The organism is Streptomyces sp. NPDC048507 (assembly GCF_043199995.1).
Taxonomy (GTDB): Bacteria; Actinomycetota; Actinomycetes; order Streptomycetales; family Streptomycetaceae; genus Streptomyces.
On record NZ_JBICWZ010000001.1, the window covers coordinates 904341 to 930017 of the forward strand.

The window sequence follows — 25677 nt, forward strand, 5'->3', positions numbered from 1 at the left end:
TACTCCCGCCCCGCTCCCGGGCCCCCCGCCCGCTCCGGCAGGGGCCGGCGGCGTGGCCGTCGCGGGGGAGGGGGTGCTCGCCGAACCGCCCTGACATCGGTGGGATCCGGGGCCGGATCCGGCGGGTCTGCGGGCCTATTGACGGATCATCACCCACGATGACGCGATGAAGAGGTTCCCCCGCCTCGCGGCCGTCGCCGCCCTGGTCGTGGCGGGCGTCGCCGCAGCCGCTCCCGGCCCCGGCCGCCCGACGGACTTCCCCCCGACGGACAACCGCCCGGCGGAGACCCACCGGCAGGCGGCCCACGCGGGGGAGCACCGTCCACCGGAACCCCTCGCCCCGGCGCCCCTGGGCGCGACGGCCGCCCCCGACTCCTCCTCCTCCTCCTCCTCCTCGGACGCCCGCCCCGGGGACGCCCCGCCGGACGGCCCCGCTCCGGAGCGGGGCGAGGGCGGGTCCGAGGACGGGTCCGAGGACGGGCACGAGTACCGGTACGAGGAAGACCCGGACCGGGCCGCGGTCCCGCCGGCCGCCGTCGGAGCGCGGGCCGGTGCCCCCGGGGCGGACGCCGGTGCGGCGGACGGCCGCCCGGGGGAGGGGCTCACCACGGAGGTGCCGCTGCTGGGGGCGCGGGTACCGGAAGCCGGGCCGCTGGAGCTGCTGCCCCCCGGGGCACGGCCCGCCCGGGTCCTGCGGTCCGGGGACCGCGCGACGCGGATGGTGCCCGTCGAGGCCCGGCCGGGCTGGGTGCTCCCGGCGCAGCCGGCGCCGGGGGTGACCTACCGGGCCTTCTCCGTCCCGACCGCGCACGGCAGTGCCCGCGTCCACCTCGTCGAAGCCGACCTCAGCGGGCCCGGCGTACGGGCCGACCTGCTCTACCCCGGCTCGGTCACCGACCGGGCCCCGGTGTCCCAGATGGCCCGCCGCCAGGGGGCCGTGGCCGCCGTCAACGGGGACTTCTTCCACATGCTGGAGAGCCAGCACCCCGGCGTCGCCGCCACCGGATCCGCCTCCGGCCCCCAGGTGATGCACGGCCGCGCCCTGAAGGCCGCCGTCCCCGAGGGCCAGCGGTTCGGCTGGAAGCCGCTCCCGGGCGACAGCGCCCAGGACGTGGTCGGCGTCGGCACGGACGGCAAGGCCCGCACCGGCCGGCTCAGGCTGTCGGGCCGCGTCGAAACCAGGACCGGCGGGTTCCGCCTCGGCGGGTACAACCAGTACGCCCTGCCGGTCGGTTCCGTCGGACTGTTCACCACGGGATGGGGCTCCGCGTCCCGCGCGCGGGCGGTGTGCGGGACCGACGGCCACCGGGCCGGGCCCTGTGCCGATGAGGTCTACGAGGTCACCGTCCGCCGGGGCGAAGTCGTCTCCGGCACGGCGACCCCCGGCAGCGGCACGATCGCCGCCGACACCCAGGTCCTGCTCGGCCGGGACGCCGGCGCCCGCCTGCTGCGCGCACTGGCGCCGGGCACGCGGGTGCGCGTCGACTACGGCCTCGACGCCGGCCGGCAGACCCCGTTCCGGTTCGCCCTCGGCGCGCACGCCGTGCTCCGCGGCGGCCGGGTGCTGTCCGGCCTCGACGGGCGCACCGCGGAGCCCCGTACGGCGGTGGGCATCGCCGACGCCGGGGACAGCCTCTTCCTGCTGGCCACCGACGGCCGGGAGGGCACCTCCACCGGGCTGACGGTGCGCGAGCTCGCGGGCGTCCTGCGCTCGCTCGGCTGCACCGAGGGCCTGTACATGGACGGGGGCGCCTCCTCCACCCTCGCCACCCGCGACCCGGGCAGCGGGAAGGTCTCCGTGCGCAACCACCTCCAGCAGGGGGAGGAGCGCCGCGTTCCGAACGGCATCGCGATCATCGCCGGCCGCGGCGGCGCCCCCGCGGAGTGAGCCGGTGAGCCGGTGAGCCGGTGAGCCCCGGTGGGCCGGGGGAGGGCGGCCGGTGCGAGACTGACCGGCTGTGAACAGTACGCAGAGCACGGTCGGTTCGGGGCGACGCCGCCACCCGCGACGGGGGCGGCCGGGGCGCCGGCGCGGCCCGGCGACATGGGCCCTGGCGGTGGCCGCGGTGGGCGCGCTGGCCTCGGGCTGCGCCTCCCCGCTGCGGGACCTGGGCCCGTTGCCCCCGCGGTACACGGGTCCGGTGCTGCCCGCGGACGCGGTGGTGGCGGACCTGACGGCGGCGCTGGCCGCGGAGGGCGTGGCCGTGCGGCGGATGCCGGTGGACCCGAGCGGGGCCGAGTGCCACGAGGCCCTGGGCGCCGAGCACCCGCCGGTGGCGGCGGAGGCCGCCGTGCGGGCCGCCTTCGACCGGGCCCGCTCCGCCTACGGCTGGCAGCCCGCCACCGGCCCCGGGGAGGAGTACCTCAGCGTCGGAAAGGGCAACTGGACGGCGACGACGCGCATCGACACCCGCCCGTCGGCCGGGGCCCCCGCGGCGCCGGTCGTGATCAGCCTCGTCTGCGACGGCCGGCGCGCGACGCCCCCGGCGCCCGCGGGATCCCCCGGCCCGGGGTGAGTTCCCGGCCCCCGGGCCCACCCCTAGAGGTCGTCCCCGTACCGCATGCGGCCCAGCGCCGACATCGGCCGGTCGTGGGCGGCGACCGGGGCGGGGAGGGTGGTGGAGCCGGTGAGGTAGCGGTCCACCGCGGAGGCCGCCGAGCGGCCCTCGGCGATGGCCCACACCACCAGCGACTGGCCCCGCCCCGCGTCCCCGGCCACGAACACCCCGGGGGCCCGCCCGCCGGCCGCCGCGAAGCCCGCGTCACGGGCGTAGCCGCCCCCGCCGTCGCGTTCGAGTCCCAGTTGCCCGCACAGCCCGCCCGCCCGCTCGGGACCGGAGAACCCGAGGGCCAGCAGGACCAGCCCGGCCGGGATCACCCGTTCGCCGCCCGGCACGGGCCGGCGGTCCACGGGCTCGACGGCGGTCAGCCGCAGCGCCCGGACGCGTCCGGCCGGATCCCCTTCGAAGTGCAGGGTGGCGCAGGAGAACAGCCGCGGGTCGGCGCCCGCCCGTCCACGGGCCTCCTCGTGGGCGTGGGAGATCCGGTACACCTTCGGGTACACCGGCCAGGGCTCGCCGTCACACCGGCCGGGCCCCGGTTCCGGATTGATGTCGAGCTGGACCACCGACAGCGCGCCCTGCCGCAGCGCCGTGCCGAGACAGTCCGACCCGGTGTCGCCGCCGCCGACGATCACCACGTGACTGCCTTCGGCGGAGACCGGGGACAACGGGTAGTCGCCCTCGCACACGCGGTTCGCGCAGGTCAGGTACTCCATGGCCTGATGGATGCCGGAGAGGGTGCGCCCCGGGACCGGCAGCTCCCGGCGCTCCCCGGCGCCCACCGCGACGACCACGGCGTCGTACCGGCCGCGCAGCTCGTCCGCCCGCTCCGCCCCGCCGACGTCCGTTCCGGTCACGAAGGTGGTGCCCTCGGCCCGCATCTGCCGGATCCGGCGGTCGAGGTGCGCCTTCGCCATCTTGAACTCGGGGATGCCGTAGCGCAGCAGGCCGCCGATCCGATCGGCCCTCTCGTGGACGACGACGGTGTGTCCGGCCCGGGTCAGCTGCTGCGCGGCGGCCAGGCCGGCCGGGCCCGAGCCGATCACGGCCACCGACTTGCGGCCCCGCCGCTCCGGCGGGCGGGGCCGCATGTACCCGCGCCGCAGCCCCACGTCCGCGATCGTCTGCTCGACGTTCTTGATGGTCACCGGATCGTCGTTGATCGTCAGCACACAGGCGTCCTCGCAGGGCGCCGGGCAGAGCCTGCCGGTGAAGTCGGGAAAGTTGTTGGTGGCGTGCAGCCGCTCGTACGCGGCGCTCCAGTCGCCGTGGGCGGCGTACGCGTTCCACTCGGGGATGAGGTTCCCGAGCGGACACCCCGTATGGCAGAACGGGATGCCGCAGTCCATGCAGCGGTCGGCCTGTTGCGACACGAGGGGCAGCAGCGCCTGCCCCGCGTACACCTCGTGCCAGTCGCCGAGCCGCTCGGCGACCGGCCGGGCCGCGACGGGCTTGCGGGGGATCCTGAGGAAGCCGAACGGATCGGTCACGCGCCGCCTCCTGGCCGACGGGCGAGCGGGTCGGGGTGCGCCCCGGCGCGCGGTGCCCGCCGTATGCGACCTTTCGACCAGATTACGCCGTCCGGGTGAGGTCGCGCGGCGAGCTGACCTCGACGAACACCCCGGGGCCTACGGAGGGCGGGGTGCGCCCCGGGCGGGGGTGCGGTCCGCACCGCCGCCCGGGGAGGGGCTCAGTAGCCCCAGCGGGGCTGGCCGCCGTCCTGACGGCAGTGGATCATCCGGCCGTTGCCCGCGTGGGTGGAGCGGCCCACGTCCGCCTTGCGGCAGAACTGGCCCGCGTTGTAGCAGTTCCCGGCGTTGGAGACGATCTCGCAGTCGGCCTTCGCGGGCTCGTCCGGCGCGGTGGTCGGTGCCTTCGTCGTCGGCTTCGGCGCGGGCCTGGTGGTGGCGGACCGGGCCGGGGCCGGGTCGGCGGACGCCTTGGCGTCGGTGCCGGCGGCGGGCGGTACGGAGGGGCTCGGGACCGCCGTCGGGACCGCCGTCGGGGACGAGGTCGCGGACGGGGAGGGCGTGGGCGTCGGAGTCGCTGCCGGGGTGGGCGTCGTCGGCGCCGACGACATGAGGGACGGCGGGGGCGGGACCGCCGGTCCGCTTCCTTCCACCGGTCCGCAGGCGACGGCGACACCCGCCGCCAGCAGTCCTATGAAGGCGAGCCGGACCCGCCCGGCCCCGCGCCGGACCCCCCGTCCGGCTCTGCCGCCGTTCGCCGCCGTGCCGCCGTCGTTCGCGCTGTGCACAAGTACCCCCACCATGATTTTGTTAAAGAAGCAACATCATAGGAACTGATGTCCGCCCGTGCGGGGGATTCCGCCCGATCGTGCCGTTCCGGGCTGAGGGCCGATCAGGTTCTTTCGCCCCCGGCCGGGCAGCGGGGCCCCTCGCCCGCTCTGCTCCTGGTGCGTAATGGGTGCGGCTCACGCAGAGAGGGACCGCCCATGTGCACACGGATCTTGTGGAACACCAACGGCCACGCCGTCCTCACCGGCCGGACGATGGACTGGCCGGAATCCACCGAGCCGGTCCTGACCGTCTTTCCCCGGGGGATGGAACGCGACGGCGGCGCCCTGGCGGGCACCACCGTCGTCGGCGACAACCCGCTGCGGTGGACCAGCCGCTACGGCAGCCTCGTGACGACCGTGTACGGCGCCGGAACCGCCGACGGCCTCAACGAAGCGGGCCTCGCGGCGCACATGCTGTACCTGGACAGCACCGATCCCGGCCCCCGCGAGCCCGGCACGCCCGGCCTCCAGATCGCCCTGTGGATCCAGTACCTGCTGGACTGCGCGCGCACCGTACCGGAAGCCCTGGCCCTGCTCGACACCTGCCAGCTGGTGCCGGTGGAGCTGCGCGGCTTCCGGGCCACGGTGCACGTGGCACTGGAGGACGCGTCGGGGGACTCCGCGATCGTCGAATACCTCGCGGGCCGAAGGCAGGTGCACCACCACCGCGGCTACACGGTCATGACCAACGAGCCCGCCTACGACGAGCAGCTGCGCCTGCTGCGGCAGCAGGTGGAGACCGTGCGCGGGTTCGGCCACGACCGGCCCAGCAGCGACGTCCCCGTGCCCGGGAACGTCAACGCCGTCGACCGCTTCCAGCGCGCCGCCTACTTCAGCGCGCTGCTGCCCGAGCCGGCCGACGACCGGCAGGCCGTCGCCGGGATCCTGGCCGTCACCCGCAACGCCTCGGTGCCGTTCGGCGCGCCGTACCGCGAAGGGCGGTTCCGGACGTACAACACCGAGTACCGAACCGTCTGCGACCTCACCGCCAGGCGCTACTTCTTCGAACTGGCCACCAGCCCGAACCTCGTGTGGGCCGGGATCGACCGCTTCGACCTGGGGGCCGGTGCCCCCGTCATGACGCTGGATCCCGGGGCCGTCGACCTCGTCGGAGACGTCTCGGGCGGGTTCACGCCGTCTCCCGCGCCGTTCTGAGCCGTTCCGGGGCAGCCCGTACGGGCGTTGCGGCGTGCGCGGGCGCGGCCGGGTGGGGGACTGTGGACCCGACCGTCCCGCTGACCGCGCGTGTGTGAGGAGTCCCCGTGAACTGGACGCTGGAAGTCGTACCGGTCCCCGTCACCGACCTGGACCGGGCGAAGGAGTTCTACGCCGACAAGGCCGGCTTCACGGTCGACCTCGACGACGAGGTGGCGCCGGGGGTGCGGGTCGTCCAGATCACCCCGCCCGGCTCCCGGTGTTCCCTCGCGATGCTCCAGGGAATGCCCGCCGCGCCCGGGACGAAGGCGATGGCGCCCGGCTCCCTCCAGGGCCTGCAGATCTGCGTCACGGACATCGAGGCGGCCCGCGCGGAGCTCGTGGCCCGGGGCGTGGACGTCTCGCCGGTCCGGCACGTGGGCGCGACGGGCTGGGCGGAGGGCAAGGGCGGGACCTGGAACTCGTTCATGTCCTTCGAGGACCCGGACGGCAACGGCTGGGTGGTCCAGGAGGCCCCGTCGGAGCTCGCCGAACGCTGAACCGCCCCCGACCCGCGTCCGCGTCCGCATCCGCAACCCCGGCCCGGCCCGGCCTGCGCGGCCCGGCTCCCGCATCCCGGCGCCGGGATGCGGGAGCCGGAAGGCCGGGGCCGGGGCCGGGGCCGGAGCCCCCGGGGCCGCGACTCAGCGCTGGCGGTCCGCCAGGAGGGCGGCCGACGACGAGGCGTCCCGCTGGTGCGGGAGCGCGGGGACGGACCCGGATCCCGCCCGCGCCTCCCCCTCCTGGAGGGACACCGTCCGCGCGGGGGCGGGGATGGAGATCCCCTCGGCCCGGTAGCGCTGGTGCAGGCGCTTGATGAACTCGTGCTTGATCCGGTACTGGTCGCTGAACTCGCCCACGCCGAGGATGACCGTGAAGTTGATCCTGGAGTCCGCGAACGTGTGGAAGCGGACGGCCGCCTCGTGGTCCGGCACCCCGCCGGTGATGTCGGCCATGACGCTGTCCACCACGTCGAGGGTGACCCGCTCGACGTGCTCCAGGTCGCTCTCGTAGCCCACCCCCACCTGCACCAGGATCGACAGCTTCTGCTCCGGCTGCGTGTAGTTGGTCATGTTCGTCCGCGCCAGGCGGCCGTTGGGGATGATGACCAGGTTGTTCGACAGGTTGCGCACCACGCTGTTGCGCCAGTTGATGTCGACGACGTAGCCCTCCTCGCCGCTGCTCAGCCGGATGTAGTCACCCGGCTGGACGGTCTTGGAGGCGAGGATGTGCACCCCTGCGAAGAGGTTGGCCAGGGTGTCCTGCAGAGCGAGGGCGACCGCGAGGCCGCCCACGCCGAGGGCGGTGACCAGCGGCGCGATGGACACCCCGACGGTCTCCAGCGCGACCAGCACGCCCATCGTCAGGACCACGATCCGCGTGATGTTGACGAAGATGCTCGCGGAGGCGGCGACGCCCGTCCGCGACTGTGCCAGCGACTGGACGAGACCCGCGATGACCCGGGCGGCCGTGACGGTGGCGATCAGGATGAGCACGGCGGTCAGGGACTGGTTGACGATCCCCGCGAGCCGCGCGGTGAGCGGCAGCGCCGAGACCGCCACCGCCCCGCCCGCGATGACGGCGGCCCACGGCGCGAGGGTGCGCAGCGCGTCGACGATGACGTCGTCCCCGGTCCACCGCGTCCGCAGGGCGTGCTTGGCCAGCCATTTCAGCAGTGCGCGCAGCAGCACCCCCGCCACCCCGCCCGAGACCAGGGCGATGGCGGCGACCAGCCAGTCGTGCAGGACGAGCGCCCGGGTCAACGGACCGCCTCCGGGGCCGGGGCCGCGGTGAGGGGTTCCGCTGCCGGGCGCCGTATGTGTTGTGTCGTCACCATGCCACCTGTCGGGTCGGGTTGCGTGCGGGCTTCGTCCACGCGTGCGTACGCGAGCGGAGCGAGCTGCCATCCTCCCTCATGGAATGCGAGACTCCGCAGGTGGGCCGACCCGTCGGTGGCTCACGGCCCGGTGATGGCCCGCTCCAGGAGGCGGTGCAGGGTCTGCTGGTCCCCGGCGCTGAGGCCGGCCAGGGGGGAGTCCACGGAGAGCAGTCCGAGGAGCCGCTCGCGCAGGGCGGCGCCCCCGGTGGTGAGGACGAGGTGCTTGGCGCGCCGGTCGGTGGGGTGCGGGCGGCGCTCGACCAGGCCCTGCTTCTCCAGCTTGTCGATGACGAACGTGGTGTTGGACGGCTCGCAGCTCATGCGCTCGGCGAGTTCGCGCATGGTCATCGGTCCGCTCATCTCCCGCAGCGCGGTCGCCTGCGCCGCGGTGAGGCCCAGGGTGGTGGCGCGCTCGCGCACGTGCTCGGCGATCCGCTGGGCCATCCCGTTCACCAGACCGCACAGCTGGCGTTCGGCGACGGCCTGCGCCTCGGCCCGCGCCCGGGGGTCCGGCTCTGCCTGGGTTGTCATGGGGCCAGTCTAGCGAATCCATCAAGAGGAAATATTTACAGCTTGAATGATTCGAACTTGATGCTTATGGTTGGCCTCGCCGCCGGGGGACGGGCCCCCGGCGACGCCTGTCGGCGGTTCAGAGGAGCGAAGAAATGACTGATGTGACGGTGCGCCGGAGCGAGGGCACGACCCGGGACGAGCGGCTGTCCCGCCCGGCCGGAATCCGCTCGCTGCGGCTGGGCGACACGAAGGTGACGTACGTACCGGACGGCGACGTACGGCTCCGGCCGCTCGACGTGCTCCCGGACACCACGGAGGCGGACTGGGCCGCGCACCCCGCATACCTGGACGCGACGGGCCACCTGGTGGGCAGCGTCGGGGCGCTGCTGGTCGAGCACGGCGACCGCGCGCTCCTGATCGACGCGGGCTTCGGCCCGCGCAGGCACCAGGCCCCGGACGGCCCCGTCGCCGTCATCCACGGCGGCGCGCTCGCGGACGGACTGGCCGCACTCGGCCGCCGCCCCGAGGACATCGAAGCGGTGGCCTTCACCCACCTCCACGCCGACCACCTCGGCTGGGCCTGCCTGCCCGCCCCCGGCGGCGACCGGCCCGTGTTCGCCCGCGCCGCGTACCTGATCTCCGAGGCGGAGTGGGCCCGGCGCGACCTCCTGGAGGCCCAGGGCATGGGCGAGGAGGCCGCGGCCCTCGCGCCCCGCGTGCGTACGGTCACGGACGGGGAGGAGGTCTTCCCCGGCGTCCGCGTCCGGATCACCCCGGGCCACACCGTCGGGCACGCCGAGTACGTCATCACCGGCGGCGGACGCCGGCTGATCGCCTTCGGCGACGCCATGCACTCGCCGGTCCAGATCGGCCGCCCCGCCTGGTCCTCGGCCTTCGACCACGACCCCGCCCTGACCGCCGGCCACCGCCGCCGCCTCGTCGCCGAACTGGCGGAGCCCGGCACGATCGGCTTCGGCGTCCACTTCGCCGACGTGGTCTTCGGCCGGGTCGCCGCCGCCGAGGACGGCCCGGCCTGGCAGCCGCTGGACGCCTGATCCCCCCCGTATCCGGGGAAGCGGGCGGCCGCTGCCTCCCGCCGGGCGGCGCCCTCGTGCGTATCGGGTCGTGATCGCCGGAGTCGTCAATGGCTCGATCTGCGGCCGGAGTGCGGCTGGGGAACGGTGTTGCCCTCGCCTGCGGTGATCACTAAGGTCGGTCGGGTGACTGCCGGGTCGGCCTTGAGCCATGCACGAGTGAGCTTTCCGGCCTCGGCTTGAGCCCGAGGTGGGCCAGAGGCCCGCCCCCGTCTCCGCGTCCTTGCTGCTCCCGGCGCCCACATCCGGCGCCCCTTTCCAGCGGATCTCAAGACCGGAGACACATCACTCATGCCCCATGACCAGCGCTCCCCGCACGAATTCGAGCTGCCGACGGCCGTCGTGCAGCTGAACCACACTGCCGTCTACGCCAGCGACCGGCACCTGTCCGCGGAGTTTCTCGCCGCGGTCCTTGGCCTGAGGGTCGGCGCCCCGTTCGGGCCGTTCCTGCCCGTCGACCTCGGCAACGGCGTGACGCTCGACTACTACGAGAAGAGGAACGAGGCGATCCAGTCACAGCACTACGCCTTCCTCGTGCCTGACGAGCAGTTCGACGCCGCGATCGCCCGTCTGGAGGCGGTCGGGGTCACCTACTACGCCGACCCCGGCCGCACCGACCCCGGCAGGATCAACAGCCTGTTCGGTGGTCGCGGTGCCTACTTCGACGACCCGGACGGCCACAACATGGAGATCATGACTCGGCCCTACGCCCGCCCCCAGGCTTCGACCGGGCCCTGATCGGGTGGCGGCCCGAGCCGGGCCTGCGGGCCGTACTCACCGATCGGCGGGTACGGTCCGATGAACTCGCGCTCCGCATAAGTGAGGTGCACTCGCGTCACGCAAAACGATCCACCGGGCCACGGTCCACCGCGGGTGCGTCCTGGAGGTCGATGGAGCGGTACTCCTCCAGGACGGTGAAGCCGGTGCTGTCGTACAGGCTCATCGCGACGTCGTTGCCGCCGAAGACGTTGAACATCAGTGCCTCGTCACCGCCCTGCCGGGTGGCCCACTCGCCGACGGCCATCGCGGCCCGGCCGTACCCCCGGCCCCGGTGCTCCGGGTACACCTCCAGCGAGAAGCCGAAGGTCACGCCCGGCAGGAAGCCGTGGTTCAGCCAGCCGGTGCCGATCACCAGGCCGTCGGCCTCCAGCGCGTAGAAGGCGTGACCCGGGGTCCGGTGGCCCCGGGGGAGGTGCTCGGCGAAGTCCCGGTCGGACTTCTCCCGCGCCTGCTCCGGGGTCAGCGCGCCCGCCCGGACGATGTCCGCGACGTACGCGGCGACCTCACCGGCGTACCACCGGGGGTACTCCTCCTCGGTCAGGGGACGGACCGTCAGGCCCGGTGGCAGCGCGGGCCGCTCGGCGGCGGCGCGGATGCGGTTCTGTCCGCGTACGGGGTAGTCGGCGAAGGCACCCGCTCCGCCGGTGAGCCGCACCGCCACCTGCCGCGCGCCCCGCTCGGCACACCACCGCTCGGCCCAGGCGCGCCCCCGCGGCGCCGTCAGGTCGTGGATCCGGCCCACGGCCACCCCGTTGTCCTGCGTCATCCCGACCGCGACCCAGCCGGAGCCGTCCGTGGCCACCGTCCAGTCGTCGATCCCCCGCACCGCCCGCTCCAGCAGCGCCCGGGCCAACGGCTCCGCGCAGCCCGCGGCCCGGTACCCCGCCAGCACCCGCTCCTCGAAGTCGCGCCGCCACAGCGCCCGATCGGCCACGATCCGCATCTCGTCCATCCGGCCAGCCTAGGCCGGGCCACTGACAGGCCTCCCGGCCGGCCGCCACGGCAGCGGGACTGTCACCGGGGCTTCCTAGCATGAGCCCATGAACCACTCGCAAGACGGCACGGCCGCAGCCCTGTTGGCCCGCCTCCTCCTCATCCCCCCGCCGCCCGGCGCCGGGGCCGGCGACCCGTCGCGCGTGCTCCGCGAGGGGAGTCCGGCGCGCACGGCCGCGGCGGCCGTCGCCGCCGCCGGCGGGGCCCGGGGCGAGGCGGCCCCGCTGCTGCGCGCATGGGTACGGGACCACCTGGGACCGGCCGGGCGATGGCTCGGCCTGCACGACGCCCTCGCCGGCCACCGGGGCACCCTGCCCGCCCTGCTCGCCGACGTACCGCCGCCCGCGCCGCCGGCCGCCGCCGGGGAACTGCGGGCGCCCGTCCCGCGCAGCGTCCACGCGACGCTCGCCCTGCTGCTGGAGCACGCCCGCCCCGAGGACGCGGCCGCCGCCCTCTCGGCCCTGCCCGACGCGGCGGTCGAGGCCGTGCTCGCGTGCGGTACGCCGCCCGGCCCGGGCCTGGTGGCCGCCGTCACCGGGTACGGGGACACCCGTACCCGTACCGCCCTGGCCCGGCACCCCCGCGTCGACTCCCGGGTGCTGGCGCGGCTGCTCGCCGCCGGCGACGGCCGCGTCGGCGCGGCCGTCTACCGCAACCCGCGCTGCACGCCGTCCCTGCGCCGCGCCCTGGTGCGGGACCTGGACCGGATACCGATGGACGCGGACCTGCGGGCCGAACTGACCGCCCCCGGCGGTCGCCTCCCGCGCACCTGGCTCGTCCCGCTGCTCTGCTCCGGGGACCCCGCGCTCACCGGCCGTGCCCTGCGGCTGGGGTGCCGGGGCGCCGCCCAGCAGTACGCGCTGGTCAGGGTGTGGGAACGCGCCGGACCGGCGGCGCTGCGGGCGCTCCTGGAGGACGCGGAGGTCCTCCGCCACCTCACCGGCCCGGTCATCTCGGACGTGTCCGGGGCCCTGGCCGAAGGCGGCGCCGACGCCCTGGAGCGGCTGCGCGCGCGGTGCGAACCGTACGGGGACCCGGCCCGGCTGCCCGCCCTGCTGGCCGTCACCCGGGGCACCAGCAGCCTGCGCGACCTGCTCGGCGAACCGTACGCCCACGACGTCCGGGCGCTGGCCGAGGCGCACGCCGAGAGCCCGTTCATGCCGAGGGCGGGCGAGGAGCTGGCCCGGCACGAGGCGGCGAGCGACGCGCAGCGCCTGGCGTTCCGGCTGAGCGCGCTCAACGAGCCCTGGCGCAGGGGCGGACGCCGCGTCGGCAACGTCGACCCGCCCGCGCACCGGCTGGCCCGGGAGCCGCTCGACGACGGCGCGGCCCGCTGGGCGCAGGGCATGGCCGGCGCGGGCCTGCTGGACCCGGTCGACCTGGTCCGCACCGCGCACCCCGCCTCCCGCGCCCTGGACGCGCTCGCCCGGCTCGACGGCCGCGGGCTGCTGGGTGCCGCCGCCCCGGCCGCCCTGCGAGCCTTGGCCGCCGCCCACCTCGGCGACCGCCCCGGGGCCTGGAGCGCGCTGGACGCGCTGCTGCCGGGCCACGGGGGCACCGTCGAGGAGTGGATCACCGACGCCGCCCGTTCCGCAACGCCGCCCCCGCCCACCCCCGGCCGGGGCGTACCCCCGCTCCCGGTGCCCGGCCCGGAAGCGGCCGGGCGGGCGACCCCGCACGCCTCCCCGAGCCCGACGGTCCCCACCGTCCCGGCCCCCGCTCCGGCGCCCGGCCGGGGCGTACCCCCGCTTCCGGCGCCCGGCCCGGACGCGGCCGGGCGGGCGGCCCCGCACGCCTCCGCGAACCCGACGGTCCCGACCGTCCCGCACGCCGGCCGGGGCGCCGCCGGCCCGGCGGACGCGCAGGCCCCCGCGAGCCCGGGCGTGCCCGTGGCTCCCGCCGCCGCCACGGCGTCCGGCCCGGGCGCCGACGGCTCGGCGGATCGGCGGGCCTCGGCGGGCCCGACCGTCCCGGACGCCGCTCCGGAGGAGCCACAGGCCTCCGCGAGGCCGGGCGGGTCCGTCGGCCCCGCCGCCGCTCCGGCGGATGCGCAGGACTTGGCGGGTCCGACCGGGCCGGCTCCCGCTTCCGTGCCCGGCCCGGGTGCCGGCGGCTCGGCGGATCGGCGGGTCTCCGCCGGGCCGACCGCTCCCGCCGCCGCTACGGCCCCGCGGCGGGCGCACGAGCGGGCCGGGCTCGCGGCCTTGGACCTGCTGCGCTCCCTCGCGGCCGCCCCGGAAGAGGTCCCGTCGCCCGCCGACCCCGGCGTGCTCGGGTTCCTGGCCCGGCACCGGCAGGAGGACGCCCCCGGGCTCGCCACCCCCGACTGGCTGGCCCGCGCCTGCGCCGCCCGGGGCGTCGAACCGCCGGGCGGCGGCTCCTGGTACACCGCTCCCGGCCTGGCGCGGGTCCGCGCCGAGCCGCCGGTCTCCTGGGGCTCCGGCGTCGGCCTCATCGACAGCGCGTACACCCAGGGACTCCTTCCGGCCGACGAACTGCCCGCCCTGCTGCCCGCGCGCCGGCTCATCCTCCTCCCGCACGACTGGCGCCGCCTCGCCTTCGCCGAGGCCTGGCGCGCGGCCGTCGCCCGCCTGCTGCGCGCCGAACTCGGCACCGACCCCGACGCCTGGCTGCGGCTGGCCGACACTGCGTCGGCCGCCGTCGGCCCCGCCGACCGGCACACGGCCGTCGGCCCGAGCTGGACGGAGCTCCTGGAGCTGTCCCGGTCGGGCCCGGCGGCCGACGGGGCGGACCGCCACCCGGCGGGGCCGCCGGGCTCGCTCGCGCCCCGCCCCCGTACTCCGCAGGAGGCGCTGCGCCTGCTGGAACGCGGCAACCACGGCTGGGCCTGGCCGATCGGCACCCTGCTCGGCCTGGCCGACGCCGAGGCCTTCGACGCCGTCCTGCCCCGCCTCGGCCCGGACGGGCCCTGGCTGCTCGCCGCCCACCTGCTGCGCCACGACCGGACGCCCCGCATCGCCTTCGACCGGCTGCTGGCGCAGCGCGACCCGCGTGCCCTGCACGTCCTCGCCGCCCAGTCGCGATGGCTGCCGGCCGGGGAGGAGGAACGGCTGGCCGACCTCGCCGATCCGCGGGTCGACCTCGCCCTGCTGCGGCACGGCACCACGGCGCGTACGGCCCGCCGCGTCATCGCCCGTTCCCTGCCCCGGCCCGGGGCGGGGGCCGCGACGGTCGGAGCGCTCGTACGGGCCGACGTACAAGAGGATCCGTCCGCGCCGCCCGCGGGCGGAACCGGCTGGCTGTACTCGGCCGAACCCGACCTGATCGAGGAGGTCTTCGCACGCCAGGGCGCCGGCCTGAGCCTCGTCCAGCAGGTCGTCGGCTGCCTGCACCTGCTCGAACACGGCGGCGCCGCCCGCCTGGCCGGCCTCGTCCGGCGCGGCCCGCTCGGCCCGGCCGCGGCCCGGCTCTGCGTGAAGGCGCTGGCGGCCCCGGACCCGGCCGCCGTCCTCCGCGCCCGGGCCGCCCGGGAACTGGACCCGGCCAAGGCCGTCACCCGGCTGCGGCGGACCCGGAACGCCTGGCAGGTGCCGGGCGCCCTGTCGGCCGCACCGGGCGGCATCGACTGGGCGGCGCTGGAGGCCGCCCACGCCCGGGAGCCGCTCCCGCACTGGGAGCGGATCGTCAACCGGGCCGACGCCCCGGCCGACCTGCGCCTGCGGCACGCGGCCCTGGTGGCGGAGCCCGGGCCGGACGGTCTGCCCGACGGGGCCGCGCTCACCCGGGCCCGCGCCCGGTACGGGCTCGGCGGACTCCACCACTGCCCGCTCACCACGCAGCTCGACGGACTGCTCGCCCCCGGCCCGCACGCCCCGGGCCCGCTCACCGCGGCCGACCTGCTGCACGTCGTGGCCCCGGCGGCCCTGGTCCTCGCCTATCTGAACGGCGCCGCCCGGCGCACCGACGCCCCGCCGCAGGCGCACGCCGCCCTGGCCGGTCTCACCGCCCTCGTCGCGGACCGGCTCGGCTCCGACGCGGAGGCCTGGGCGCGGGTCGCCGGCCGGCTGACGGGACGGGACCCCGGCTGGGATCCGCTGTCCCCGGTGGCGGCGCTGCTGGACTGACCGCGGGCCCCGCATCCCCCTTCCGTCGCCCCGCTTCCGCCCCGGTCAGGGCCCGGGGCGGCGGCCCGTGGCCGACCAGGCGCGGGCGGTCAGCGGGACGGAGCCGTCGGCCGCGCGGGGAAGGGTGGCCCGCAGACGCTCGCGCAGGGCCGCGCGCCGTGCCGGGCCGAGCGAGGCGACGTAGCCGGGGGCCGGTCCCTGGCCGCCGAGGAAGGGATCCCAGTAGTCGGCGAAGTCCCGGAACACGGTCGGCACTTCGATCGCCGACACCGTCACCCCGGCCAGCCCCGCGCCGGTCAGCAGGGCGCGCAGCGGCTCGCGCCCGCACAGCGGGAACCGGGCCCGCTCGTCCACCGACCGGCAGCCGGGGTCCAGGGCGGCGGCGGCCTCCCAGAACCGGCACAGCAGGCCCATGCCGTCGTCGGCGTAGTCCCAGAGGTAGACCCCGACCGTCCCGCCGGGGCGGACCACGCGGACCAGTTCGGCGGCCGCGCGGGCCGGGCCGGGCACGAAGTTCAGGACGAGCCCGCTCACGGCCACCGCCGCCCGCGCGTCGGGCAGCGGCAGGGCCTCGGCATCACCGCGGACGAACCGCGCACGGGGGTCCCGCACGTGCCGCCGGGCATGCCGGACGTAGTCCTCGGAACGGTCCACACCGGTCACCCCCGCCGGCCCGGCGCCCCGCAGCACCTCCCGGGTGACCGCGCCCGTGCCGCATCCGACGTCCAGCCAGTCCAGGCCGGGCGGCAGGTCCAGCCTCCGCACGAACGCGGCGGCCACCGCCCGGCTCCACCGGCCCATGAACGGTTCGTACGCCTCGCCCGTGCCCCACATCGAGTCCGTCGCCTCCGCCCGGCCGCGGCGCGGCGCCCGCCCGCACCGTCTCCACCATTCCACCGCGCCCGGGCCGCCCCCGCACGCGTGGGCCGGGGCGGCCGGGAAGCTCCGTGACGGGAGGGGGTGCCGGATCCCGCCGGGGCGGGATGGCACCATACGGGGATGGAGTGGGCGGATCTGGAAGACCGGGCCCGGGCCCTGGCCACTGCGGGCGGACGAAGCGTCCTGGGCATCGCGGGACCGCCGGGCGCGGGCAAGTCGACCCTGGCGGAGCACCTGGCACGCGCCCTGGGCCCCGAACTGGCCGTCGTCGTCCCGATGGACGGTTTCCACCTGGCGCAGGCCGAACTGGTCCGGCTCGGGCGGGCGGACCGCAAGGGCGCCCCCGACACCTTCGACGCCGCCGGCTACCTGGCGCTCCTGCGCCGCCTGCGCGCCGCGGGCCCCGGGACGGTCTACGCGCCCGCCTTCGACCGCTCGCTGGAGGAGCCCGTCGCCGGAAGCATCGCGGTGGCTTCCGCGGTGCCGCTCGTCATCACCGAGGGCAACTACCTGCTGTACGGGGCGGGGGAGTGGGCCGCTGTGCGCCCCCTGCTGGACGAGGCCTGGTACCTGGCCCCCGACGACGCCCTGCGGGTACGCCGTCTGGTGGCCCGGCACGTCGGTCACGGCCGGACCGGGGCGGAGGCGGCCCGGTGGGTGGCACGCTCCGACGAGGCCAACGCGCGCGCCGTCGCTCCGGGCCGCGACCTCGCGGACCTGGTGGTGGAATGAGCCGCGCCACCACCGCCGCAGCCCTCACGGCCCCGGCATCCCCTTCGAACCCGGCGTCCGCCGCGTCAGTGGAACGCGGTCGCGCGGACGGTGCCGCCGCAGAGCGCGAACTCGCCGCCGTCGTCCGGCGCCAGCTGGACCCCGCCGCCGCTGCCGGCGACGCCGACGACGATCGAGGGCGCGACGACCGGATCGCCGCCGGAGGCGCAGTAGCCGTCCGCCTCGCCGAGGACGGGGGTGAAGGTCAGCTGGGTCGTGGCCCGGCCGCCCGGGGGCAACTGCACGGCGCGCGCCTGCCCCTGGCGGACGACGGTCAGGGCCTTGCCGCTGCCCGGCGCACCCGAACCGGCGACGGCCACGGTCGGGAAGGACTTCATCACGCACGGCCCGGGACCCTCGTTCATGACGGTCACCCGGACCTGGGTGGCTCCGACGCGCTGGGCTCCGCCCGGCACGAGCCTGCTGCCGGTGCAGGCGGGAGCGGGAGCCCGGGGTGCCGGGTCCGCCGCTTCGGCGAGGCCGGCCGACAGGCTCGCGGTGAGCAGGGCCGCCGCGAGCAGCGCGAGGGAACTGCGAGTGGCCTTCATGAGTGCTCCTCCCCCGACCGGGGGGCGCCGCCAGGATCCGGCCACCCCGTTCGGTGTCGGTTCGATCCCGTTCCACTATCCCACCGCACACCTGACCGGGCCCCCGGGCCGGACCCGGCCCCCTGACGAATCGGAGCGATCATGGAGGAACACATGGATGCGGACCGGGCGCCGACCCGCGTCGAGGTGCTGTCGTGGGAGGGGGCGCGGGTCGTCGTGATGACGGGCGAGTTCGACATCGACCACCTCGGCGGGCTGCGCGAGGCTCTCGACCCGATGGCTCCGGAGGTGAGCCGTTACGTCCTGGACGTCACGGGGGTCACCTTCACCGACTCGACGGCGCTGAGCCTGATGCTCCAGCCCGCGCTGACCCGGCCGGTGGTCCTGGCCGGGGAGCTGCCCCGGCACCTGAAGAGGCTCCTCGAACTGACCGGCGCGCACCGGGTGTTCACCTTGGCCCCCTCAGTGGAGCAGGGCCGCGTGATGCCGGTGCCGCCGCGTCCGGGCCGGGCCTGAACCCGGCCTCTGGCCGGGCCCGGGATCAGGCGCCCGCGGCCGGCGGCGGGGCGACGAGGCGCCGTACGGACTCCACGACGGCCGCGCGGTGCCGGGCCAGCGCTTCCGGCGGCCAGCCGGCGCCGTCCGGGCCCGCGGCCGGTCCGCCGACCGCACCGAACCAGGCCTGCGAGAGGCCCATGACCAGGGTGAGGATGTCGGCGGGGGCGAGCGCCGGGTCGACGAGCCCCGCCCGCTGGGCCCGCTCCAGCACCTCGGTCTTGGCCCGGTAGGACGCCGCCTCCGCCTCCGAGGAGCCGGGCCGCTCCAGCTGCTTCCACTGGACGAGCCGCATCAGTGACGGCCGGGCGACGAGGTGGTCGAAGACCGAGCCCGCGTACGCGGGGAGGTCCTCGGCGTCGAAGGGCACGGATTCCGAGCCCGTCTCCAGTGCCCGCTGGAGCACGACGTCGAAGAGCTGCTCCTTGTTGCCGTAGTAGACGTAGATCAGCCGCTTGTTCGCCTGCGCGGCCTCGGCGATGCGGTCGACCCGCGCCCCGGCGATGCCGTACGCGGCGAACTCGGAGAAGGCCGCGTCGAGCAGGCGGGCCTTCGTTGCGGTGGAGTCACGTGCCATGGCCCCAGCCTAGCAAGTAACTATCTGGTTATTGACATGCGGGGCGGAGGTGGCTCATGGTTGACCTATCCAGTTAGTTACTTTCTTCTTCACCCGTACCGAGGAGCATCACCATGGAGATCCGCGCACTGGGCGGACAGGGCCTGACCGTCGGCGCCGAAGGGCTCGGCCTGATGGGCATGAGCGCCCACTACGGCGTCACCGACGACACCGAGTCCCTCGCCACCATCGACCGGGCGCTGGAGCTGGGCGTCACCCTCCTCGACACCGCCGAGGGCTACGGTCCCTTCGCCAACGAGCGGCTGCTCGGCCGCGCTCTCGCGGGGCGGCGCGACGCGGCCGTGGTCGCCACCAAGACCGGCGTCGAATTCACCGACGAGGGCGTCTTGCGCGGCCACAATGCCAGTCCCGAGTACATCCGGCGGGCCGCCGACCGCTCCCTGCGCCACCTCGGCACCGACCACATCGACCTGTACTACCTGCACCGGATCGACCCGGCGGTACCGGTCGAGGAGAGCGTCGGCGCCCTCGCCGAGCTGGTGAGCGCGGGCAAGGTCCGCCACATCGGCCTGTGCGAGGTGGCGGCCGGCACCATCCGCCGGGCCCACGCCGTCCACCCGCTGGCCGCCGTGCAGACCGAGTACAGCCTCTTCGAGCGGGGCATCGAGCACGACGGGGTCCTGGCGGCCCTGCGGGAGCTGGGCATCGGGCTCGTCGCCTACTCCCCGCTCGGCCGGGGCTTCCTCTCCGGGGCCGTGACCAGCCCCGACGACTTCGCGCCGGACGACTTCCGGCGTACGGACCCCCGTTTCCAGGGCGAGAACTTCGCCCGCAACCTGGCCGTGGTCGCGGAGGTCCGCCGGCTCGCCGAAGCCAAGGGAGTCACTCCCTCGCAGCTCGCCCTGGCCTGGACGCTGCGCCAGGGCGCGGTGCCCATCCCCGGCACCAAGCGGCGGTCCTACCTGGAGGAGAACGTCGCGGCCACGGCGGTGACGGTCACCGACGCCGACCTGGCCGCCATCGACGCGGTGGCCCCGCACGGGGTGGTCTCGGGAGACCGCTACGCCCCCGAGCTGATGGCCTCGCTCGGCGGCTGACGGCCCCGGCGGCGGCCCCGGCCCGGCTCAGTCCTCGGCGGTGGCGCAGTCCGGGTGGCCCCACCGAGCGGCCAGCTTGACGATGGTCTCGCCCGCCGCGTACGGCTTCCCGCAGGGGCAGCTGCCGGGGAACTTCGCCTTGACGGAGGCCCGCCCCCGGGCGGAGCCGGCCGCCGCGCGCCCGGCCGGCGCGCCCTTCGCCGCACCGCCGCCGCCGCCGGCCTTGCGGGGGGCGCCGGAGCGGGCCGGGGTGCTGCGCGCGGGAGCGGGCACCGGCAGCTCGGCCTGGCCGAGGGCGGTGCCGGCGGCCTGCTGGGTGAGCGCGGCGTCACTGGCGGCCTGGTCGGCGATGGCGTTGAGGTGGTCGCCGTCCTCGCGGTGGGCCGGAACGTAGCGGAACTCCACGTCCCGGCCGCCGAGCAGCTCGTCGATGCGCTCGACGAGCTCCCGGTTGGCCACCGGCTTCCCGGCGGCCGTCTTCCAGCCGTTGCGCTTCCACGCGGGCAGCCACTGCGTCACGGCCTTCATGGCGTACTGGGAATCCATCCGCACCTCTACGGCGGTCCCGGGCGCGAGCGCCTCCAGGAGCCGCTCCAGTGCGGTGAGTTCGCCCACGTTGTTGGTGGCGCGGCCCAGCGGCCCGGCCTCCCAGCGCTGGGCGCGGCCCTGGGGGTCGGCGATGACCCACGCCCATCCGGCGGGCCCGGGATTACCCTTCGCCGCCCCGTCGCAGGCGGCAATGATGCGATCAGACATGCCCTGATCATGCCCCACCGGGGCGGCGGCTCCGGCCCCGGTGCGGTGAAGCGGTGCACAGGGGTTTGTTCACCCCACGTGTTTACGGCGGCGAAATTCGGTGACACGAAGTAATGAGACGAAATCGTGACACGTCATCAGGACCGGACGAAAGGCAGGAACATGAACCTGGCCACCCTCCTCATCCTCGCTGTTGTCGTCGTGGTCATCGCCCTGATCGTCGCCGCTCCGGCCGTGCCGGTCCGGCGCAACCCCTCCGTGCGGCGCACCGGCACCCGCCTGACGACCGTGCCCGCCCCGCGCGGCGGCGGCCGCCACCGCTCCGAGCACTGAGGCCCCCGGCGCCCCCGGGTACGGGTGTTCGGCCGGGCATGCGGGGGCGCGGGAGGGGTACGAGCGAGCCATGACCGTCAAGAAGACAAGCGTTCTCGTACTGGACTGCGCCGAGCCCCACGAGCTGGCGCTGTTCTACGCCCGGCTCCTCGGGGCCGACGCCCAGGCCGGCCACGAGCCGGACCTGGTGGAGGTCGTCGGCGGGGCGGGGGTCCACCTCGCCATCCGCAAGGACCACGGCTACGCGCCGCCGAGCTGGCCCCGCCCGGAGGACTCCCAGCAGGCGCACCTGCGGATCCTCGTCGACATCGCCGACCTGGACGAGGCCGAGCGCGAAGCGGTGTCGCTCGGCGCGGTCCCCGTGGACCCCGACGCCGGAGCCGGAGCGCGCGAGGTCCGTGTCTTCAGCGACCCGGCCGGCCACTCCTTCAGCATCGCGGCGACCGGCTGGTCCGTCTGACCCGCGCGACGGCGCCCCCCCCGGACCCGCGGTGCCGGGCCCGGGGTCAGGGCAGGCCGGGCGGGGGAGGCCCGGTCTCGGCCTCGTACTGGTGCGGGCCGTCGCCCTGCCACTCGATCACCCCCGGCCCGCCGAGGAGCACCTCGTCCGGGTCGGGCACCTCGATGCGCCGCAGGAACTCCGTCACGTCGGCGTCCGAGCGGGCGATGCCGAGGACCGTCTCGTGGCCCTGGACGCGGATCGTCACCCGGCGGCCCCCCGACGGCGAGATCCGGTGTACGACGATCGGTGCGTGCTCCATGCCCCCAGCCTGCCCGAGCCGCGCCGCACCGGCATCCCGGGCGCCCCTGAGGTTGCGGGGGCGTTAAGGGGCGGCGGAGCCCGCGTTCCGGCGGATGCCGCCACGGTGAACAGGCAGGGAAATCAGGGCAGTTGACATTGACGGACCGATCTCTACGCGCGTCATCATGACGGCATGACCCTCCCCCCGCGCATCTTCGCCCTCGTCGGCGCCGCCGCCGTCGCCGCCACGCTGCTGGCCGGCCCCTCCGCTTCCGCGAGCCCCGCCGCCGCGCCCACGTCCACGTCCGCCGTCGCGGTGCGGGCGGTGGGCAGCGTCTGTTACTCCGCCCTGCCCGCCCAGGCGCACGACACCCTCGCCCTCATCGACCGCGGCGGCCCGTTCCCGTACCCGCAGGACGGCACCGTCTTCCAGAACCGCGAGCGGCTGCTGCCCGGTCAGAGCACGGGCTACTACCACGAGTACACGGTCGTCACCCCGGGCGCGCCGACGCGCGGCGCGCGCCGGATCATCACCGGCCGCCAGGTCCGGGAGGACTACTACACCGCCGACCACTACGCCTCGTTCCGGCGGGTCGTCTTCGGCTGCTGACCGGGGCGACCCGCCGGCCCGGCGGTCAGCCCTGGAGCACGGACAGGATGTTGCCCGCCGGGTCGGTGAACCACGCGATCTGCGGGCCCCCCTCGTCGCGCACGACGCCCTTGTCGTCGTGCGCGAACCCGGGGTAGCGCTCGAAGCGGACCCCGCGCCGGGTCAGTTCGTCGACCGCCGCGTCGATGTCCTCGACCGGGAAGTTCAGCAGGGTGAACCCGGCCGGGGCGTGGTCCTCCTTCGGGTACAGCAGGACCTCGTTGCCGCCCGCGATGTGCAGGGTGAGCAGGCCGTTCTCTTCGCTGACCCGCAGGCCCAGCGTCTCGCCGTAGAACTCCTCGGCCCGCCGGATGTCGTCCACGGCGAAACCGCTGAACGCCTTGGTGTCGGTGAACACGCGCCCGTCCTCTCCTCGTCCGCCGCGCCGCCCCTGCGGCCGGCCGCTACGAGTGTCGGCCCCGCGGACGCCGGTCCCCGGCTCCGAACCGGCCCGGGCCCCGGATTCCCCCGCCCGGCGCAGCGCGGGTGGGGGTCGACGTGATGGTGCCCCCGTGGCCGGGCCGGGGCCGGGTGCGGGGCGGAATCGGGCCGGCCTTCCAGGACGCCGCGACCAAGGCCTGAGCGATCGTCAATTGCCGCTCATGCGACCGTGATCCGCGAACGCGTCGGCACGGGAGCGCGCTCTCCCGGCGTACGGATCACCGGATATCCTTCAGATCCGACGCAGCCGCTCCGCGGCCGACCGCGACAGACGAGGAGCCCCCGTGCCTGAGCGTCCCACCGGACACCGCCCCACCCTGGAAGCCGTGGCCGCGCGCGCCGGTGTGTCCCGGGCGACGGTCTCCCGGGTGGTCAACGGCGGGGCCGGGGTGCGCCAGCCCGTGGCGGAGAAGGTGCGCGAAGCCGTGGCCGAACTGGGCTACGTACCCAATCCCGCGGCCCGGACCCTCGTCACCCGGCGCACCGGCGCGGTGGCGGTCATCATCGCCGAGCCGGAGATCCGCATCTTCTCCGACCCCTTCTTCTCCCAGCAGATCCGCGGCATCAGCAAGGAGCTGACGGAGAACGACACCCAGCTGGTGCTGCTGCTCGTGGAGGGTCCTGACGACTACGACCGGATCGCCCGCTACCTGTCGGGCGGCCACGTCGACGGCGCGCTCGCCTTCTCCCTGCACACCGACGACCCGTTGCCCGCCATCGCGGGCAGGATCGGTCTGCCCACCGTGTACGGCGGCCGCCCGGCCTGGACGCCCGCCCCCGGCGGGGCGGCCGGAGTGACGTACGTCGACGCCGACAACCGGGGCGGGGCGGCGCAGGCCGTGCGCCACCTGATAGCCGACGGCCGCACCCGCGTCGCGCACATCGCCGGTCCGGACGACCAGACCTCGGCGACGGACCGTCTCGACGGCTACCGCGACGCCCTGCCCGCGACCGGACCGGCGATGGTGGCTGACGGTGACTTCACCGTGGAGGGCGGGGCGCGGGCCATGGCGCGGCTGCTGGAACACCACCCGGACCTCGACGCCGTGTTCGCCGCCAACGACCAGATGGCCGTCGGAGCGCTGCGCGTCCTGCGCGAGCGGGGGCGCAGCGTGCCCGAGGACGTCGCCGTCGTCGGCTTCGACGACATGCCGTCCGTGGCCGAACGGGCGGACCCGCCGCTGACCACCGTGCACCAGGACATCGAGGGCATGGGCCGGATGATGGCCCGGCTGCTGCTGAACGATCTGGACCGCGAACGCACCGCCGCCCCCTGCGCCCCGGCCGCGCTGATCACGCCCACCCGGCTGGTGCGCCGCGCCTCGGCCTGAGGCGGCGGCGCCCCCCGCGCGCGGCGCGCCCCGCCGCGCGCAGAGGCGTCCCGCGCGCGCCAACTCCGCCTCTGGCAGGAGCCGTTACGCGTTCAGGTCTTGACGGGACGATCCGGCCGGGGCACGCTCCAGACCCAACGCCTGAGAGCGCTCTCAACGTGCTCGACCCACCCGTTCCACGCCGAAGCCAAGGGGAGACCACCCATGCCCACAGCCCGAGCCGCCACCGCCCTGCGCGCCGCACTCCGCCTCGGCGCGGCCGCCCTCGCCGGGACGCTGCTGGCCGCCTGCGGATCCGGGACGCCAGAGGGCTCCGCGGACGGCGCGGGGGGCAAGGTCACGGTGACCGTCGACCTGTTCGGCTCCTTCGGCTACAAGGAGGCCGGACTCTACGCGGAGTACGAGAAGCTGCACCCCGGCATCACCGTCAAGCAGACGGACACCGAGGACGAGCAGGACTACTGGAAGTCCCTGCAGACCCGGCTCGCGGGCGGCGGCGGCCTCGCCGACGTCCAGGGCATCGAAGTGGGCCGGATAGCCGCCGTCACCCAGCAGCAGTCCGGCAAGTTCGAGGACCTCGCCGCCTACGGGGCGGGCGCGCTCAAGAGTTCCTTCACCGCGTCCAAGTGGGCGGGCGCGGCCACCGCCGACGGCAAGGTGCTGGGCCTGGGCACCGACACGGGACCGGAGGCCATGTGCTACCGCCGGGACCTGTTCGAGAAGGCCGGACTGCCCACCGGGCGTGACGAGCTCGCGGCGAAGTGGTCCACCTGGGACGGCTACCTGGAACTGGGCCGTCAGTACAAGGAGAAGGCTCCCGCGAAGAGCGGGTGGCTGGACAGCGTCGGCAGCCTCTACGCCGTCATGATCGGGCAGCAGAAGGAGCGTTACTACGACGCCTCCGGCAAGCTCGTCTACGACGCGAATCCGGCGGTCGAGAACGCCTGGAACACCGCCGTGCGCGCGTCCCAGGAGGGGTTGAGCGCCAAGCTCGACCAGTGGTCCCCGCCGTGGAACCAGGCCTTCGCCGCCGGCTCCTTCGCCACCCTGCCGTGTCCCGCGTGGATGCTCGGCTACATCAAGGGCCAGGCCGGGGACGCGGGCCGCGGCAAGTGGGACGTCGCCCGGCTGCCCGGCGGCGCGGGGAACTGGGGCGGCTCCTACCTGGCGATCCCGCGCGCGGCCAAGCACAAGAAGGAGGCCTACGCGCTGATCCAGTGGCTCACCGCGCCCGAGCAGCAGGCCCGGCTCTTCGAGAAGCAGGGCTCGTTCCCGTCCGCGACCGCGGCCATCGCCCGGGTGGCCGACGTCAAGGACCCGTACTTCTCGGACGCGCCCATCGGCGCCCTCTTCGGCGACGCCGCCAAGGCCGCTCCCGTCCAGGTGCTCGGAGTCGCCGACAAGACGATCGCCGACCAGATCACCAACGCGCTGAGCGAGGTCGAGCGCAAGGGCACGGCGCCGGACACGGCGTGGGAGACGGCGAGGAAGGGCGTGCGCAACGCCACCGGCTGACCACCCCACCGCACACCGCACACCGCACACCGCGGACCGCGGACCGGCGCCACGCAGCGCCCCCGCCCCTCAGCCGTCGCCCCCG

26 protein-coding genes are annotated in these 25677 nt (G+C 75.7%); 15 read left to right on the top strand and 11 right to left on the bottom strand.

Features of this window, described 5'->3' with window-relative positions; translation table 11 throughout:
* The first annotated feature begins 166 nt into the window (after positions 1-166).
* The gene (locus ACGFXC_RS04140) at positions 167-1888 is read left to right on the top strand and encodes a phosphodiester glycosidase family protein (RefSeq protein WP_393709229.1); all 1722 of its coding nucleotides are present in this window, start codon (positions 167-169) and stop codon (positions 1886-1888) included.
* A 70-nt stretch (positions 1889-1958) separates the two neighbouring features.
* Positions 1959-2516: a hypothetical protein gene (locus tag ACGFXC_RS04145; protein ID WP_393709231.1), complete on the top strand. Its 558-nt coding sequence runs from the start codon at positions 1959-1961 to the stop codon at positions 2514-2516.
* Between the two features lie 23 nt (positions 2517-2539).
* Here ACGFXC_RS04145 and ACGFXC_RS04150 read toward each other — a convergent pair whose 3' ends face one another.
* Positions 2540-4051 (bottom strand): glutamate synthase subunit beta, encoded by a 1512-nt coding sequence (locus tag ACGFXC_RS04150; RefSeq protein ID WP_393709233.1) that lies wholly within the window; start codon positions 4049-4051, stop codon positions 2540-2542.
* Between the two features lie 200 nt (positions 4052-4251).
* On the bottom strand, positions 4252-4833 hold the full coding sequence (locus tag ACGFXC_RS04155; RefSeq protein ID WP_393709234.1) for a hypothetical protein: 582 nt from the start codon (positions 4831-4833) through the stop codon (positions 4252-4254).
* Between the two features lie 183 nt (positions 4834-5016).
* Between ACGFXC_RS04155 and ACGFXC_RS04160 the strand changes: the two genes are divergently transcribed.
* Positions 5017-6015: a linear amide C-N hydrolase gene (locus ACGFXC_RS04160; protein ID WP_393709236.1), complete on the top strand. Its 999-nt coding sequence runs from the start codon at positions 5017-5019 to the stop codon at positions 6013-6015.
* A gap of 107 nt (positions 6016-6122) precedes the next feature.
* Entirely contained in the window at positions 6123-6554 is a 432-nt protein-coding gene (locus tag ACGFXC_RS04165) for a VOC family protein (protein ID WP_393709238.1), read from the top strand.
* Positions 6555-6698: 144 nt separating this feature from the next.
* Here ACGFXC_RS04165 and ACGFXC_RS04170 read toward each other — a convergent pair whose 3' ends face one another.
* Positions 6699-7817: a mechanosensitive ion channel family protein gene (locus ACGFXC_RS04170; protein ID WP_393709240.1), complete on the bottom strand. Its 1119-nt coding sequence runs from the start codon at positions 7815-7817 to the stop codon at positions 6699-6701.
* A gap of 194 nt (positions 7818-8011) precedes the next feature.
* A complete protein-coding gene (locus tag ACGFXC_RS04175) occupies positions 8012-8464 on the bottom strand; it encodes a MarR family winged helix-turn-helix transcriptional regulator (RefSeq protein ID WP_393709242.1) in 453 nt (150 codons plus the stop codon).
* A gap of 134 nt (positions 8465-8598) precedes the next feature.
* Between ACGFXC_RS04175 and ACGFXC_RS04180 the strand changes: the two genes are divergently transcribed.
* Positions 8599-9501 carry an MBL fold metallo-hydrolase gene (locus ACGFXC_RS04180; protein WP_393709244.1) on the top strand — a complete coding sequence of 301 codons (903 nt, stop codon included), beginning with the start codon at positions 8599-8601 and terminating at the stop codon, positions 9499-9501.
* Positions 9502-9831: 330 nt separating this feature from the next.
* A complete protein-coding gene (locus ACGFXC_RS04185) occupies positions 9832-10278 on the top strand; it encodes a VOC family protein (protein WP_393709245.1) in 447 nt (148 codons plus the stop codon).
* A 97-nt stretch (positions 10279-10375) separates the two neighbouring features.
* On the opposite strand, the gene ACGFXC_RS04190 is transcribed toward ACGFXC_RS04185, so the two are convergent.
* Positions 10376-11272 (bottom strand): GNAT family N-acetyltransferase, encoded by an 897-nt coding sequence (locus ACGFXC_RS04190; RefSeq protein WP_393709247.1) that lies wholly within the window; start codon positions 11270-11272, stop codon positions 10376-10378.
* An 88-nt stretch (positions 11273-11360) separates the two neighbouring features.
* Between ACGFXC_RS04190 and ACGFXC_RS04195 the strand changes: the two genes are divergently transcribed.
* Positions 11361-15398, top strand: a complete 4038-nt coding sequence (locus ACGFXC_RS04195; protein ID WP_393709249.1) for a hypothetical protein — start codon at positions 11361-11363, stop codon at positions 15396-15398.
* Positions 15399-15443: 45 nt separating this feature from the next.
* On the opposite strand, the gene ACGFXC_RS04200 is transcribed toward ACGFXC_RS04195, so the two are convergent.
* Positions 15444-16232 carry a class I SAM-dependent methyltransferase gene (locus ACGFXC_RS04200; RefSeq protein ID WP_393709251.1) on the bottom strand — a complete coding sequence of 263 codons (789 nt, stop codon included), beginning with the start codon at positions 16230-16232 and terminating at the stop codon, positions 15444-15446.
* A gap of 165 nt (positions 16233-16397) precedes the next feature.
* Here ACGFXC_RS04200 and ACGFXC_RS04205 point away from each other — a divergent pair, with 165 nt between their 5' ends.
* Positions 16398-17009 (top strand): nucleoside/nucleotide kinase family protein, encoded by a 612-nt coding sequence (locus tag ACGFXC_RS04205; protein WP_393709252.1) that lies wholly within the window; start codon positions 16398-16400, stop codon positions 17007-17009.
* 65 nt (positions 17010-17074) lie between these two features.
* On the opposite strand, the gene ACGFXC_RS04210 is transcribed toward ACGFXC_RS04205, so the two are convergent.
* Positions 17075-17596: a DUF4232 domain-containing protein gene (locus ACGFXC_RS04210; RefSeq protein ID WP_393709253.1), complete on the bottom strand. Its 522-nt coding sequence runs from the start codon at positions 17594-17596 to the stop codon at positions 17075-17077.
* A gap of 153 nt (positions 17597-17749) precedes the next feature.
* On the opposite strand from ACGFXC_RS04210, the gene ACGFXC_RS04215 reads away from it, so the two are divergent.
* Entirely contained in the window at positions 17750-18112 is a 363-nt protein-coding gene (locus ACGFXC_RS04215) for an STAS domain-containing protein (protein WP_393709255.1), read from the top strand.
* Between the two features lie 25 nt (positions 18113-18137).
* On the opposite strand, the gene ACGFXC_RS04220 is transcribed toward ACGFXC_RS04215, so the two are convergent.
* Positions 18138-18728, bottom strand: coding sequence for a TetR family transcriptional regulator (locus ACGFXC_RS04220; protein WP_393709256.1), 591 nt, complete (start codon positions 18726-18728; stop codon positions 18138-18140).
* Positions 18729-18841: 113 nt separating this feature from the next.
* On the opposite strand from ACGFXC_RS04220, the gene ACGFXC_RS04225 reads away from it, so the two are divergent.
* Positions 18842-19825: an aldo/keto reductase gene (locus ACGFXC_RS04225; RefSeq protein WP_393709257.1), complete on the top strand. Its 984-nt coding sequence runs from the start codon at positions 18842-18844 to the stop codon at positions 19823-19825.
* A 27-nt stretch (positions 19826-19852) separates the two neighbouring features.
* On the opposite strand, the gene ACGFXC_RS04230 is transcribed toward ACGFXC_RS04225, so the two are convergent.
* Positions 19853-20581: a ribonuclease H gene (locus ACGFXC_RS04230; protein ID WP_393709259.1), complete on the bottom strand. Its 729-nt coding sequence runs from the start codon at positions 20579-20581 to the stop codon at positions 19853-19855.
* Between the two features lie 126 nt (positions 20582-20707).
* Between ACGFXC_RS04230 and ACGFXC_RS04235 the strand changes: the two genes are divergently transcribed.
* Together ACGFXC_RS04235 and ACGFXC_RS04240 are read left to right on the top strand one after the other, a co-directional pair.
* The gene (locus ACGFXC_RS04235) at positions 20708-20914 is read left to right on the top strand and encodes a hypothetical protein (RefSeq protein ID WP_393709260.1); all 207 of its coding nucleotides are present in this window, start codon (positions 20708-20710) and stop codon (positions 20912-20914) included.
* Positions 20915-20984: 70 nt separating this feature from the next.
* The gene (locus tag ACGFXC_RS04240; protein WP_393709262.1) at positions 20985-21374 is read left to right on the top strand and encodes a VOC family protein; all 390 of its coding nucleotides are present in this window, start codon (positions 20985-20987) and stop codon (positions 21372-21374) included.
* Positions 21375-21420: 46 nt separating this feature from the next.
* Here the strand turns inward: ACGFXC_RS04240 and ACGFXC_RS04245 are convergent, their stop codons facing one another.
* Positions 21421-21675, bottom strand: a complete 255-nt coding sequence (locus ACGFXC_RS04245; protein ID WP_393709264.1) for a hypothetical protein — start codon at positions 21673-21675, stop codon at positions 21421-21423.
* Positions 21676-21849: 174 nt separating this feature from the next.
* Here ACGFXC_RS04245 and ACGFXC_RS04250 point away from each other — a divergent pair, with 174 nt between their 5' ends.
* A complete protein-coding gene (locus ACGFXC_RS04250; protein WP_393709266.1) occupies positions 21850-22266 on the top strand; it encodes a ribonuclease domain-containing protein in 417 nt (138 codons plus the stop codon).
* A 25-nt stretch (positions 22267-22291) separates the two neighbouring features.
* Here ACGFXC_RS04250 and ACGFXC_RS04255 read toward each other — a convergent pair whose 3' ends face one another.
* The gene (locus tag ACGFXC_RS04255; protein WP_393709267.1) at positions 22292-22663 is read right to left on the bottom strand and encodes a VOC family protein; all 372 of its coding nucleotides are present in this window, start codon (positions 22661-22663) and stop codon (positions 22292-22294) included.
* 367 nt (positions 22664-23030) lie between these two features.
* Between ACGFXC_RS04255 and ACGFXC_RS04260 the strand changes: the two genes are divergently transcribed.
* Together ACGFXC_RS04260 and ACGFXC_RS04265 are read left to right on the top strand one after the other, a co-directional pair.
* Positions 23031-24077, top strand: coding sequence for a LacI family DNA-binding transcriptional regulator (locus ACGFXC_RS04260; RefSeq protein ID WP_393709269.1), 1047 nt, complete (start codon positions 23031-23033; stop codon positions 24075-24077).
* Between the two features lie 204 nt (positions 24078-24281).
* Positions 24282-25592, top strand: a complete 1311-nt coding sequence (locus ACGFXC_RS04265) for an extracellular solute-binding protein (RefSeq protein WP_393709271.1) — start codon at positions 24282-24284, stop codon at positions 25590-25592.
* Positions 25593-25677 lie beyond the last annotated feature (85 nt).